12 protein-coding genes are annotated in these 12,821 nt (G+C 56.7%); 11 read left to right on the top strand and 1 reads right to left on the bottom strand.

The features are described from left to right. Window positions 1-2: 2 nt before the first annotated feature. From ileS to ispH, 4 genes are read left to right on the top strand one after another with little or no spacing between them, the layout of a single operon-like run. A complete protein-coding gene (gene ileS, locus Q0753_RS10115) occupies window positions 3-2,828 on the top strand; it encodes an isoleucine--tRNA ligase (RefSeq protein ID WP_298720076.1) in 2,826 nt (941 codons plus the stop codon). Beyond that, window positions 2,828-3,316: a signal peptidase II gene (lspA, locus tag Q0753_RS10110; protein WP_298720074.1), complete on the top strand. Its 489-nt coding sequence runs from the start codon at window positions 2,828-2,830 to the stop codon at window positions 3,314-3,316. Before ileS ends, lspA begins: the two co-directional genes overlap by 1 nt. After that, complete coding sequence (gene fkpB / locus Q0753_RS10105) at window positions 3,313-3,765, top strand: FKBP-type peptidyl-prolyl cis-trans isomerase (protein ID WP_298720072.1); 453 nt, start codon at window positions 3,313-3,315, stop codon at window positions 3,763-3,765. Before lspA ends, fkpB begins: the two co-directional genes overlap by 4 nt. A 10-nt stretch (window positions 3,766-3,775) precedes the next feature. After that, on the top strand, window positions 3,776-4,720 hold the full coding sequence (ispH, locus tag Q0753_RS10100) for a 4-hydroxy-3-methylbut-2-enyl diphosphate reductase (protein ID WP_298720070.1): 945 nt from the start codon (window positions 3,776-3,778) through the stop codon (window positions 4,718-4,720). Between the two features lie 501 nt (window positions 4,721-5,221). Here ispH and Q0753_RS10095 read toward each other — a convergent pair. Further along, the gene (locus Q0753_RS10095; protein ID WP_298720068.1) at window positions 5,222-5,620 is read right to left on the bottom strand and encodes a type IV pilin protein; all 399 of its coding nucleotides are present in this window, start codon (window positions 5,618-5,620) and stop codon (window positions 5,222-5,224) included. A 92-nt stretch (window positions 5,621-5,712) separates the two neighbouring features. Between Q0753_RS10095 and Q0753_RS10090 the strand changes: the two genes are divergently transcribed. The 7 genes from Q0753_RS10090 to luxS all read left to right on the top strand — a co-directional run bounded on the left by Q0753_RS10090 (window position 5,713) and on the right by luxS (window position 12,740). Continuing rightward, window positions 5,713-6,216 carry a GspH/FimT family pseudopilin gene (locus Q0753_RS10090; RefSeq protein WP_298720067.1) on the top strand — a complete coding sequence of 168 codons (504 nt, stop codon included), beginning with the start codon at window positions 5,713-5,715 and terminating at the stop codon, window positions 6,214-6,216. Further along, window positions 6,210-6,887, top strand: coding sequence for a PilW family protein (locus Q0753_RS10085; RefSeq protein ID WP_298720065.1), 678 nt, complete (start codon window positions 6,210-6,212; stop codon window positions 6,885-6,887). The genes Q0753_RS10090 and Q0753_RS10085 overlap by 7 nt, the downstream gene beginning before the upstream one ends. A 3-nt stretch (window positions 6,888-6,890) precedes the next feature. Further along, window positions 6,891-8,027 (top strand): pilus assembly PilX N-terminal domain-containing protein, encoded by a 1,137-nt coding sequence (locus tag Q0753_RS10080; protein WP_298720063.1) that lies wholly within the window; start codon window positions 6,891-6,893, stop codon window positions 8,025-8,027. An 11-nt stretch (window positions 8,028-8,038) separates the two neighbouring features. Continuing rightward, window positions 8,039-10,045 carry a prepilin-type N-terminal cleavage/methylation domain-containing protein gene (locus Q0753_RS10075; protein ID WP_298720057.1) on the top strand — a complete coding sequence of 669 codons (2,007 nt, stop codon included), beginning with the start codon at window positions 8,039-8,041 and terminating at the stop codon, window positions 10,043-10,045. A 72-nt stretch (window positions 10,046-10,117) separates the two neighbouring features. Continuing rightward, entirely contained in the window at window positions 10,118-11,737 is a 1,620-nt protein-coding gene (locus Q0753_RS10070) for an NAD+ synthase (RefSeq protein WP_298720055.1), read from the top strand. 10 nt (window positions 11,738-11,747) lie between these two features. Next, entirely contained in the window at window positions 11,748-12,086 is a 339-nt protein-coding gene (gene glnB / locus Q0753_RS10065) for a nitrogen regulatory protein P-II (RefSeq protein ID WP_204796716.1), read from the top strand. Between the two features lie 144 nt (window positions 12,087-12,230). After that, complete coding sequence (gene luxS, locus Q0753_RS10060; RefSeq protein WP_298720051.1) at window positions 12,231-12,740, top strand: S-ribosylhomocysteine lyase; 510 nt, start codon at window positions 12,231-12,233, stop codon at window positions 12,738-12,740. Window positions 12,741-12,821: the final 81 nt, after the last annotated feature.

The following is a 12,821-nucleotide window of genomic DNA, read 5'->3' as shown; positions in this document are numbered from 1 at the left end:
TCATGACCGATTATAAAAACACCCTGAATTTGCCCGAAACGGAGTTTCCCATGCGCGGTAACCTGGCTCAACGCGAGCCGGAGATGCTGAAACGCTGGATTGAGCAGGATTTGTACGGCGCCGTGCGTCAGGCCAAGGCCGGCAAGCAGCCGTTTATTCTGCACGACGGCCCTCCCTACGCCAACGGCAGCATTCACATCGGTCACTCGGTCAACAAGATCCTGAAAGACGTGATCGTCAAGTCCAAGGGACTGCTGGGTTACGACTCGCCCTACATTCCGGGCTGGGACTGCCACGGTCTGCCCATCGAACTGAAAGTGGAAGGCAAGATCGGCAAGCCCGGTGTCAAGGTGTCTGCCGCCGAATTCCGCGAAGCCTGCCGAACCTACGCCAAAGAGCAGATTGAAGCGCAGAAAACCGACTTCATCCGTCTCGGCGTGCTGGGTGACTGGGAAAATCCCTACCTCACCATGAACTTCGATACCGAAGCCAACATCATCCGTGCCCTCGGCAAGATCATCGACAACGGCCATCTGCACAAGGGCTCCAAGCCAGTGCACTGGTGTACCGATTGTGGCTCTGCGCTGGCAGAAGCCGAAGTGGAATATGAAGACAAGCGCTCGCCGGCCATCGACGTGCGCTTCAAGGCGGTAGACGAAGCGGCCGTGGCGGCGAGTTTCGACTGTGCCGACGGCCATACCGGTCAGGGCCCGCTGTCTGTCGCCATCTGGACCACCACTCCCTGGACGCTGCCCGCCAACCGTGCGGTGGCGCTGCATGCGGAGCTGAGCTACGCCCTGGTACAGGTGGAAGGGGACAATCCGGAACGTCTGATCCTGGCCGCCGATCTGGTCAAGGACGTAATGGACAGGGCCGGCATCAGCCATTATCACAACCTGGGCTATTGCCAGGGCGCGGCGCTTGAGCTGAAGCGCTTCCAGCATCCCTTCTACGACTTCGATGTGCCGGCCATACTGGGCGAGCACGTCACCACCGAATCCGGTACCGGCGCCGTGCATACCGCCCCCGGCCACGGCCAGGAAGATTTCGTGGTCGGTCAACAATACGGTCTGGAAGTGGCCAACCCGGTGGGGGGCAACGGTGTTTACCTGCCCGATACCGAGCTGTTTGCCGGTCAGCATGTATTCAAGGCCAACGACGCCGTGGTAGAAGCGCTGAAAGCGCGTGGCGCCCTGTTGCACCATCAGGCCATTATGCACTCCTACCCGCATTGCTGGCGCCACAAGACGCCGATTATCTTCCGTGCCACCCCCCAGTGGTTTATCAGCATGGATCAGGCCGGTCTGCGCGCTCAGGCGCTGGCGGAAATCAAGAAGGTGCAGTGGGTGCCCGAGTGGGGGCAGAACCGCATCGAGGCCATGGTAGAGAACCGCCCGGACTGGTGTATCTCCCGCCAGCGCACCTGGGGCGTGCCCATCGCCCTGTTCGTGCACAAGGAAACCCAGGCGCTGCACCCCCGTGCCACCGAGCTGATGGAAGCCGTGGCCAAGCGGGTGGAAGAAGCCGGCATTCAGGCCTGGTGGGATCTGGACCCGGCCGAGTTGCTGGGCGACGACGCCGACCAGTACGAAAAAGTGCTGGATACCCTGGATGTGTGGTTTGACTCCGGCTCGACCCATTCCTCGGTAGTGGATGTGCGTTCCGAATTCAAGGGCCACCCGGCCGACATGTATCTGGAAGGCTCGGATCAGCATCGCGGCTGGTTCATGTCATCCCTGATGATCTCCACCGCCATGAAGGGCCATGCCCCTTACCGGCAGGTGCTGACACACGGCTTTACCGTGGACGGCAATGGCCGCAAGATGTCCAAGTCCATCGGCAACGTGGTCAGCCCGCAGCAGGTGATGAACAAGCTGGGTGCCGACATTCTGCGTCTGTGGGTCACCAGCACCGATTATTCCGGCGAGATGACGGTGTCCGACGAGATCCTCAAGCGTAGCGCCGATGCCTACCGCCGTATTCGCAATACCGCTCGCTTCCTGCTGGCCAACCTGAACGGTTTCAATCCGGCCACCGACATGGTCGCCGCCGATGACATGGTGTTGATCGACCGTTGGGCCGTGGGCCGTGCTCAGGCCATTCAGCAGGAAATCACCACCGCCTTTGATGAATACAACTTCCATCTGGTGACCCAGAAGCTGATGCAGTTCTGCTCGGTGGAAATGGGCTCCTTCTATCTGGATGTAATCAAGGACCGTCAGTACACCGCCAAGGCCGACAGCCTGGCCCGTCGCTCCTGTCAGACCGCGCTTTATCATATCGTCGAAGCACTGGTGCGCTGGATGGCGCCGATCATGAGCTTTACCGCCGACGAAATCTGGAACCTGCTGCCCGGCGAGCGGTCACAATTCGTGTTCACCGAAGAGTTCTACGACGGGCTGTTCGGTCTGGCCGGTGACGAGCAACTGAACGATGGCTACTGGGCCGAGCTGCTCAAGATGCGCCAGGCGGTGAACAAGGCGCTGGAAGCCGCCCGTAAAGACAAGGTGATTGGCGCCGCACTGGAAGCCGACATCACCCTTTATGTGGAAGACTCTTTGGCAGCCAAGCTGAAGCAACTGGGTGACGAGTTGCGCTTCGTGATGCTGACCTCCAGCGTGACGGTGCAGCCGCTGAGTGAGGCCGGTGACGCCGCCGACACCGAGCTGGCCGGACTCAAGGTGAAGGTTGCCAAGAGTGACGCCGAAAAGTGTGCTCGTTGCTGGCACCATGTGGATGACGTCAACAGCCATGAGGGCCACGAGGGTATCTGTGGTCGCTGCGTATCCAACGTGGCCGGAGACGGCGAAGTTCGCCGGTTTGCCTGATGGCGATGCTGCGGGAAACCGGCCTGCGCTGGTGGTGGTTGGCGATAGTGGCCATAGCGGTGGATCAGCTGAGCAAATGGCTCACCGTATCCAACCTGGCCTATGGCTACCCGGGGGTGGAGATCACCCCCTTCTTCAACCTGGTGCACGTTTATAACCCGGGCGCGGCGTTCAGCTTTCTGGCCGACCAGGGCGGCTGGCAGCGCTGGTTCTTTGCCGGTCTGGCCTTTGCGGTGACCGTGCTGCTGAGTGTCTGGATGCACAAGCTGCCCAGAGCCGCGCGCTGGTTACCGGTGGCCTATGCATTGATCATCGGCGGGGCCATCGGCAACGTGATCGACCGGTTGATGTTGGGCCACGTGGTGGACTTTCTCGACTTTTACGTCGGCAACTGGCACTGGCCGGCGTTCAACCTGGCCGACAGCTTCATCTTCGTCGGTGCCGCCATGATCATTATCGACAGCTTCAAGAAGGACAGCCCCCAATGAGCAAACAGATAGGCCCGCAGAGCGAAGTCCTGTTTCACTTCACCATCAAGCTGCAAGACGGCTCGGTGGCCGACAGCACCCAGCTGCACGGCAAACCCGCCAAGCTGAAGATGGGAGACGGCAGCCTGACGCCGAGTTTCGAGGCCTGTTTGCTGGGCCTGACCGAAGGCTCCAGCCACAGCTTTGAGCTGGGGCCGGATGATGCCTTCGGGCCGGTCAATCCGGACAATATTCATCATATGGAGCGCAGCCGCTTCGCCGCCGACATGAGTCTGGAAGAAGGGGCTATTTTGTCCTTTACCCAGCCTAATGGCGCCGAGATCCCCGGCATAGTGCGCGGCGTGGCCGGCGACTCGGTCACCGTCGACTTCAACCATCCGCTGGCCGGTTGTCAGGTCACCTTCGAGGTGGAGATCCTGGCCGTCGAGCAACAGGCTGTTGATAAATAAGGAGCCTGACATGGATATTCTACTCGCCAACCCGCGCGGCTTTTGCGCCGGGGTCGACCGGGCCATCAGCATAGTGCAGAGCGCGCTGGAAAAATTCGAGGCGCCCATCTACGTGCGTCACGAAGTGGTGCACAACCGCTATGTGGTCAACAGGCTCAAGAACGCGGGCGCCGTGTTTGTGGAAGAGCTGGATCAGGTGCCGGACGACAATATCGTTATCTTCTCCGCCCACGGCGTGTCGAAGGCGGTACGGGAAGAAGCCAAGCGCCGGGGCCTCAAGGTGTTTGACGCCACCTGTCCGCTGGTGACCAAGGTACACATGGAAGTACACCGTGCCAGCAAGAAGGGCATAGAGACCATTCTTATCGGTCATGCGGGTCACCCGGAAGTGGAAGGCACCATGGGTCAGTACGAAAGCGCCGAGGGCGGCATGTATCTGGTGGAAAACCCGGAAGACGTGGCCAGCCTGCAGGTGAACAACCCCGACAACCTGACCTTCGTGACCCAGACTACCCTGAGCGTGGATGAAACCTCGGACGTGATTGACGCCCTGCGCGCGCGTTTCCCCACCATAGAGGGGCCGCGCAAGGACGACATCTGTTACGCCACGCAAAACCGGCAGGATGCGGTACGCGAGCTGGCGGCCAAGGTGGACGTGATGCTGGTGGTGGGCTCCAAGAACTCCTCCAACTCCAACCGGCTGCGCGAGCTGGCCGAGAAGATCGGCACCCGAGCCTATCTGATCGACTGCGTGGAAATGATCGAGGCGGACTGGCTGGAAGGGGCACAGCGCATCGGCGTGACCGCCGGGGCCTCGGCACCGGAAGTACTGGTGCAGGAAGTGATCAGCCACCTGCAGTCTTTAGGCGGCCATACTGTCACCGAGCACCCGGGGCGGGAAGAAAACATCGTCTTTGAAGTACCGGCCGAGCTCAAGGTCAAACAGGTATCCTGACACGGCACCTGATCTGACATGGTACTTGATTGACTGACAAGGCCTCCGATATCGGAGGCCTTCTTGTATCCCTCAAAGTGTTGTTTTATGAGGCGGTGATTCCCGGGTCGAACAAAGGGCCCGCTCCGCCGTCGCCTGTTGCTTATATCATCACATTAATTATCTGATCATATTGAGGCCTCAGATCAGAGGCAACACAGCCGTCTTCCACGACACGCCATGAACCCATCCCTGGAGGCTCGGAAATGCCGTCCATGGCATTTCACGGTCGTGGAAGCCGTTCTCTGTTGCCTCTTCTTGAGCACCGAGTGGCCCGAAGACGACGTCAACAGTCCACGCGGAGCATCAAGGAGGACAAAGGGATCTGCTCAGCCGACCATCCGCGCCACGGATGGCACGGCTGAGCCTCCAGGGAGGGATTCACGGCGAGTCGGGGGAGCGGGCCCTTTGTCCGACGTTTACACAGAAATGAAATAGATCATTTGTTTACTGGCCTTGCTATTACTGCCAGCAGGCCGCCGGCTCCTTGCTGTTATCTCTGCCCAGCTTCAGCGGACTGCAGCTGGTGGCGCCTTCCTTGTCGTTCAACTGGCTGGAACCGGTCTTGGCGGTGGCAATCAGCTCATAATTGCTGGCGCTGGCGCCACTGACTTCAAAGGTGTAATCGGTATGGGTGGGGAGAAAGGTGCCGCTCGCCTGGCTGGTAGTGGCATAGGTGGCATGAGAAATACGCCAGTCTTCCTGCTTCAATTGCATGCCGTACAGACTCTGAATCGCTTCTATCCGCTTGCTTTTTAACAGGTAGCCGCTGAAGGAGGGGTAGGCGACCGTGGCCAGAATAGCCACGATGGCGACCGCGATCATCAGTTCAATCAGGGTAAAACCGGTACTCTTTTGCATCCAGAACATCCTTGTCTAAACGCCAGATATGAACGAAGCTTAGTCACTGCAAATGCGCTTGTCGCGGGATTTTGTCTTCAGGGAGGAAGCCAATGAAAAAGCGTCAGGCAGGGCTGACCCTGATTGAGCTGTTGATCGGCCTGGTGGTGATGGCGGTGCTGTTATCCATTGCCGTGCCCAGCTTTCAGACCCTGCGCCAGCAGTACACGGTGCGCAGTGCCGGCATGGCCATTTATGCGGACTTGCAGTTGGCGCGCAGCGAGGCGATCAAGCGCAATAAAGACATTACCGTCTGTTTCAGCGGCTCGGGGACTGCCAACTGGAGCTTTCAGATCAATGATCTGGTCGATTCGACCGATTGTACGGCAGGCATTAACGAAACCATTGAAACGTCCAACAGCCAGGATTACCCGAAGGTTACCCTGACAGCCTCTTACTCTCCTCCTCAGCTGACCTTCAAGCCCAGAAGAAATACTCTGACCTCGGGCAATGTGACGCTTTCCAATGGCAGCCAGGCGATGGAAGTCAAAACCTGGAATAACGGTATCACCAGAACCTGCTCGGACGATGATCTGATGGGGGTGCCTGCATGCTGAAGCGGAATCAACAGAGCGGCTTTTCGGTGGTGGAAATGCTGGTGTCGCTGGTGGCCGGGCTGGTGGTGGTGGCGGGGGCCATTTCCCTGTTCACCAGCGTCATGGTGTCCGGCAACACCACCCTGATGCTGTCTCGTCTCAATCAGGATGTGCAAAGCATCACCGACATCATGGTGCGGGACATTCAGCGGGCGGGTTATCACCCCAGCGCTGCCCAGGGGATGGATGGGAATGCATCGGCAGCCTCCGCTGCGCAGGCTGTTTTGTTTTCTACTACCGATGATTTATATACGTCCAGCGGTGCCTCTGCTCCTGATTGTATCCGTATCAGGTACTGGGACGATGAGCCCGTGACCAGGATTTATCGCTTTGATCAAGCAAGTCGGGAGCTTAAGTGTTGGGGAAAAAATGGTTGCGATCCTGAAGGCGCTGATATTACTGATACGATATCGAATGCATGCACCAAGTCCAGTAACAGCACCAGTAAATGGTACAACCTGATTGCGGATCAGGAAATTTCGGTCGACAGTCTGAGCTTTACGCTGGCCTCCGGCGCCAGTGCTACCGGCATGCGCGCCATCGATCTGGCTATTTCCGCTTCGCATGCCACCAGGCCGGCGTTGTCCATGAGCCTGCAGCGGCAGATAAAATTACGCAACGACGGGTATTAGGCCATGCACAAGGTAAACGGATTTACCACACTTACCGTGACGCTGATGCTGGTATCGATTCTGATATCGGTGTCGGTATTTATCGGCAAGGCACTGGTGTCGGAAAAGCGCATCGCCCTCAACGAAATCGAGTATCGGGTGGCCTATGCCGCCGCCGAAAAAGGTGTGGCCGAGGCCATGGCCATGCTCAAGATCAGCGGAGCCGCGACTACCATCCCCTCGGGTTCGATCAGCACCTCGGCGGCTACCGCATCTTACCAAGTGTCGATAGCTCAGAATGTTCCAGTGCCTGGAACCAAAGAAATCGTCTCTGTTGCCACCCTGCCCAATGGTGGCGAGACCCGTATCAGCGTACAGGTGGCCGAGCGCAGCATCCTCAACCCCAGCAACTCCGGGCCGGCGGCGCCGCTGGTGGTTGCCGGTACACTGCCGGCCAATGGCACTATCACCATAGTGGGCAACCCCAATGGCGGTGGCCCCGGGGTGCCGGTATCGGTCTGGTCGAATGATGCAATTACTTTGGATGGCAACGCGAAGACTTGCAGCCAGCAAGCCTATCTGGATGGCTGTACTGATGACAACTCCTACAGCAACAAAGTCAAGGCAGGACCTGATGTTGTCGCCAATGATTCCAGTTTTCCCAGTGATATCGTGGATTATATTTTCGGCGAGCCGGATACCCCTGAAGGCTGGAAGAATATAGAGGCCAGGGCCACTTTGGTCACAGACTGTAATGATCAAAGAATAAAAGATGGCGGTGGTTTTTTTGTTATAGAAGGGATGTCAAAAACAACCTGTGATATTAATGGTGTCATCGGCAGCAAGGCGTCACCTGTTATTATTATTGTAAAAGATGGTGGTCTAAGTATTAATGGAAACAGTGAAGTGTACGGGCTCTTGTTTGCTTATGATTCTGATCCTGCGAGTGGTCCAGATCACACAATAAAAATAAATGGTGGTGCCAAATTTTATGGTTCCATGTTGGCTAATCATAATAAAGTTGATCTGCCGACAGGGAACTATGACTCCATTTATGATGAGGATGTCATGTGCACCTTAAATAATTGTAATGGAAATGGAGGCGGAAATAGTCCCTTCGTCAGCCTGAGCACAATTCCCGGCAGCTGGAAAGACTGGTAACAGGAGGAAGGATGAAACGGCAACAAGGGTTTGGCCTGATCGAGGTGTTGCTTGCCTTTATCGTGGTGGCGGTCACGGCGGGTTCGCTGCTGCAGCTGAACAAGAGCTACCTGGAGTACAGCCGGGACGGCCGTAGCCGGGAAGTGGCTCTGCGGCTGGCCGAGTCCAAGCTGGACGAGATCAGATACTTCAAGGACCAGCAGGGATACCAGGATATCACCGGTGGCACCGAATCGACGATTCTGGATGGAGTGACCTACGATCTGGGCTGGACGGTGGATGATGTTGGCTGGGATGGCACAGCCTGGGTTAAGAATCCCACTATCTCGGGTAAAAAAGAAGTAGCGGTGACCGTCGACTGGAACGATACCGGAGTGCCGCAAAGCTTTACCCTGGCGTCTGTGGTGTCCCCCAACCTGTCCACCAGTGGCGGCCCCTTCGGCACCGGTGCTCCCAATAACGGATTGGGATTGGGCGGGCCCACGGTGGCTCATACGCCGGGCGCGATTCCGGATATAGTATCCATCGAACTTGATCCCAATACCGGCATCAAGCAGGAAACCAGCAAACCGGCGCCCGACATTAAAAAAGGTAAGGATTCCGGGGATGTTGTCGTCAGCTTCGAAACGATTGTTTACAACCCGAGCAATAAAAGTCTGATTAAAGGAGACAGTCAAACCGTCTATTGTTCCTGCGAAAACAAGAGTAGTACCGAGCCAACCAGTAAGCCGGCGGTTCCCGTTGTCTTGTCACAGAGTATTTACTGGAAAAATGGTGGTACTACAGTAGACAAAGGCAGGGGAGTAAGTGAGAACGATAATGATGACTGTGAGGTTTGCTGTAACGATCATTATGATATGCCTTTCAGTTCGGACTTTTCCGACAACTATAACCAATTTAATAAAAACCATACACATACAGGGAAGTATTATGAATCCTGCCGCATGTTACGGATCGATGGATATTATCAGGTGATGCCGGACTGGAATCTGGTGGCCTTGAATGTGTTCCCTCCCGGTTACTTAGCCGACGCCAGTAATGTTGCTTTGTATCAGAAGTATGTTAAGTACGTGATCAAGGATTATGTGGAGAAACTAAAGGCAGGAATGCAAACGGCAAGCTATAAGCCGACGTATAGTTTCGAAGCATGGTTGAATGCAAATGGCACTGTGGACGAAAAGGCGGTATTCGTTGCTTATAATTCCATCTATGTATCTTCAACTTATTCCAATCAATTTGTGGCTCGCGCTATTTACGTGGATTTATTACCGCAGGAGCTGCTGGACAAGATTGACCCGACAAACGACGCTGACTGGCTGACCCGGGTGTCTTTCAATGAGGTGAATGTCACCATGCTGGCTGATTGGTCGGTGAGTGAAGGTGCAAGTGATTATATCGATGTGTTGAGTCAGGAGATCGAGACCATTGTCGATCCGGATAATAACTATTTTGGTACCTATCGACGTGGCGCCGTCAAGGGGATCAAGACCTCCTTACTTGTTCCCAAACCCGTAACGGCAACCATGAAGCGCTATAATACCGGTCTGACAGGGCAGCCTCAGATTTCCACTTTCGATGGCAGTAACACCTATAGCGCCAGCCTGTCATTTGTTGTGCAAAGTGGCTCTCCAACAACGGTGAGCTTTGGCGGAGTCATCGAATGTCTAACGGTAGAGAGTAATAAGTCCACGGCAAGCAAAGGCTGTACTAAAAGTGACTTCAATAAAACCACGGTCACCGCCAGCAATGGCAGCTGTACTATCAATAAAGAAGCAGATGTCGCTACCGCCACTTATCAATGTACCGTGCCCAGCACTCAGTCAACGACCATTGTGACCTTCGATGAAACACCCAATAACAGTAACTTCGTTTTCAATAACGGTGCCAGTAGCGCTAAACCTCAGACCATTAACCTGACCAAGGATAATATCAGCAACGGTAATATCCCCTGCATCCTGCAGGTTCACAACGGCATCGCGAATTATGACCAGATGAGCTGCACCTCCGAGGATGACTGAAACAACCGGCGCTGGTAACCCCGGCGCCTTTTTTTTATCATGCTTGCAACTCCATGAGCTTACAGGCAATCCATGTCCTCACATCTGACCCTGGCGCTGGCGCAGTTGAATCTGACTGTCGGCGCCATCGAAGCCAATACTCACGCCATGCTGGCCGCCGCTCGTGACGCGGAGCAACAGGGCGCCGAGCTGGTGCTGTTCCCCGAGCTGGCCATCACCGGCTATCCGCCGGAAGACCTGCTGTTTCGTGACGATCTCTACCTGCGCGTCGATGCGGCCCTCGAGCAACTGGCCGCGGCCAGCGCCAATACCGCCCTGGTGGTCGGCCACCCCTGGCGGCAAGACGGCCGGCTTTATAACGCCGCCTCCTTCTTTTATGAGGGCACGCTGCAGGGGCGCTATTTCAAGCAGCTGCTACCCAACTACGGCGTGTTCGACGAGAAGCGCTATTTCGGCGCCGGTGACAAGAGTTGTGTGGTCGAGTTCAAGGGTCACCAACTGGGCCTGCTGATCTGCGAAGACGTATGGGAAGCGGGCCCGGCGGCGGCGGCCAAGGCGGCGGGCGCCGAGCTGCTGCTCAGCCTCAACGCCTCTCCCTATCACAGGGGCAAGGCCTGGATCCGCAAGGATTTGCTGGCCCAGCGCAGCCGCGACAACGGCCTGCCGCTGGTGTATCTCAATCAGGTGGGCGGACAGGACGAGCTGGTGTTCGACGGCCGTTCCAAGGTGTTCAATGCCGAAGGCACGCTCACCCAGAGCCTGAAGGCGTTCGACACCGAGCTGGCACTGGTGCGGTTCGAGCAGGGCGCGCCCGTGCCTGCCGACGTTCAGCCGCCGCTCGAGCCGCTGGCCGAGGTGTATCAGGCACTGGTGTTGGCGACCCGGGATTACATCGACAAGAACGGCTTCAGCGGCGCCGTGCTGGGGCTGTCCGGCGGCATCGACTCGGCGCTGACCCTGGCCATCGCCGTCGATGCATTGGGCAAGGATCGGGTACAGGCGGTGATGATGCCGTTTCGCTATACCGCCTCCATCAGCGTGGAAGACGCAAAAGAGGAGGCCGAGCTGCTGGATATCGAGTTCGATATTGTGTCCATAGAGCCGATGTTCGATGCCTTCATGGGCCAGCTGACGCCCATGTTCGAGGGTACCGAAAAAGACACCACCGAAGAAAACCTGCAGGCGCGCTCCCGGGGCGTGTTGCTGATGGCGCTGTCCAACAAGCGCCGCCGCCTGGTGCTGACCACCGGCAACAAGAGCGAGGTGGCGGTGGGCTATTGCACCCTGTACGGCGACATGGTCGGCGGCTTTGCTCCCATCAAGGACGTGCCCAAGACCCTGGTGTTCGAGCTGTCCCGTTATCGCAATACCCTGGGCTATGTAATACCGCAACGGGTCATCGACCGGCCGCCCTCGGCCGAATTGGCGCCGGATCAGCTCGACCAGGACAGCCTGCCGCCGTATGATGTGCTGGATGCCATGCTCGAAGCCTATGTGGAGCAGGACCAATCGCTGAATGATCTGCTGGCGGCCGGTTACGACGAAGCCGATGTGCGCCGGGTGATTAAGCTTGTGGATATCAACGAATACAAACGCCGTCAGAGTGCGGTGGGGCCGCGGATCACCCCGCGTAACTTCGGCAAAGACCGGCGTTACCCCATTACCTCGGGTTTTGGCAAAATAAATTGGTAAGGAGCCACCGATGAAGAAAATTGAAGCCATCATCAAACCTTTCAAGCTGGATGACGTGCGTGAAGCCCTGGCCGAGCGCGGCATTACCGGCATGACGGTATCGGAAGTAAAAGGATTTGGCCGTCAGAAAGGTCACACCGAGCTGTATCGCGGTGCCGAGTATATGGTGGACTTTTTGCCCAAGGTGAAGCTGGAGCTGGTGGTGCAGGACGATCTGGTTGAATCCTGTATCGAAGCCATCGAAAACACGGCGCGCACCGGCAAGATCGGTGATGGCAAAATCTTCGTGTTCGATGTGGGCCAGGTGATCCGCATTCGTACCGGTGAACAGAACGAAGAAGCGGTTTAAGGACCGGGACTGGGGACTAGGGAACAGGGAATAGGGAGTGGTGTGCTCTTCCCCAATCCCTATTCCCCAATCACCAATCCCTGGTTTCAACAGACCGGCTTTTTTGTCACAATTGCTTATTAACATCGAATCAAGGAATAACATATGCCACTGCTGGACAGTTTTACCGTCGACCATACCCGAATGGAAGCACCGGCGGTGCGGGTAGCCAAAACCATGGCCACGCCCCATAACGACACCATTACCGTGTTCGATCTGCGCTTCTGCCTGCCGAACCAGGAAATCCTGTCCGAGAAGGGCATCCATACTCTGGAGCACCTGTTCGCCGGCTTTATGCGCAATCATCTCAATGGTGACGGCGTCGAAATCATCGATCTGTCGCCCATGGGCTGCCGTACCGGTTTTTACATGAGCCTGGTAGGTGAACCCGACGAGCAACGCGTAGCGGCGGCCTGGCAGGCGGCGATGGAAGATGTACTGAAGGTGGAAAACCAGTCGCAGATCCCTGAGCTGAACGAATACCAGTGTGGCACCTATGTGATGCATTCGCTGGACGAGGCCAAGGCCATCGCGCGCAATATTATCGAGCGTGGCATCGGTGTGAATAGCAACCAGACACTGGCATTGCCGGAAGAGATGCTGAAATCACTGTAATGACAAGCGGCTTCCCCTCGTGACAAAAGCGCCCGTTTAAGCAGCACTGGCTTAACCGGGCGCTTTGTCACTTGTTATTCT

It is taken from the genome of uncultured Oceanisphaera sp. (genome assembly GCF_947495715.1).
Classification (GTDB): domain Bacteria; phylum Pseudomonadota; class Gammaproteobacteria; order Enterobacterales; family Aeromonadaceae; genus Oceanimonas; species Oceanimonas sediminis.
This window is presented reverse-complemented; position numbering and strand designations above follow the sequence as displayed.

Excerpts from the sequence above, each read along its gene's own strand:
- glnB (WP_204796716.1), top strand. The coding sequence starts at position 11,748 with ATGAAGAAAATTGAAGCCATCATCAAACCTTTCAAGCTGGATGACGTG.
- Q0753_RS10095 (WP_298720068.1), bottom strand. The coding sequence starts at position 5,620 with ATGCAAAAGAGTACCGGTTTTACCCTGATTGAACTGATGATCGCGGTC.
- Q0753_RS10085 (WP_298720065.1), top strand. The coding sequence starts at position 6,210 with ATGCTGAAGCGGAATCAACAGAGCGGCTTTTCGGTGGTGGAAATGCTG.
- ileS (WP_298720076.1), top strand. The coding sequence starts at position 3 with ATGACCGATTATAAAAACACCCTGAATTTGCCCGAAACGGAGTTTCCC.
- luxS (WP_298720051.1), top strand. The coding sequence starts at position 12,231 with ATGCCACTGCTGGACAGTTTTACCGTCGACCATACCCGAATGGAAGCA.
- fkpB (WP_298720072.1), top strand. The coding sequence starts at position 3,313 with ATGAGCAAACAGATAGGCCCGCAGAGCGAAGTCCTGTTTCACTTCACC.
- Q0753_RS10070 (WP_298720055.1), top strand. The coding sequence starts at position 10,118 with ATGTCCTCACATCTGACCCTGGCGCTGGCGCAGTTGAATCTGACTGTC.
- lspA (WP_298720074.1), top strand. The coding sequence starts at position 2,828 with ATGGCGATGCTGCGGGAAACCGGCCTGCGCTGGTGGTGGTTGGCGATA.
- Q0753_RS10075 (WP_298720057.1), top strand. The coding sequence starts at position 8,039 with ATGAAACGGCAACAAGGGTTTGGCCTGATCGAGGTGTTGCTTGCCTTT.
- Q0753_RS10090 (WP_298720067.1), top strand. The coding sequence starts at position 5,713 with ATGAAAAAGCGTCAGGCAGGGCTGACCCTGATTGAGCTGTTGATCGGC.
- ispH (WP_298720070.1), top strand. The coding sequence starts at position 3,776 with ATGGATATTCTACTCGCCAACCCGCGCGGCTTTTGCGCCGGGGTCGAC.
- Q0753_RS10080 (WP_298720063.1), top strand. The coding sequence starts at position 6,891 with ATGCACAAGGTAAACGGATTTACCACACTTACCGTGACGCTGATGCTG.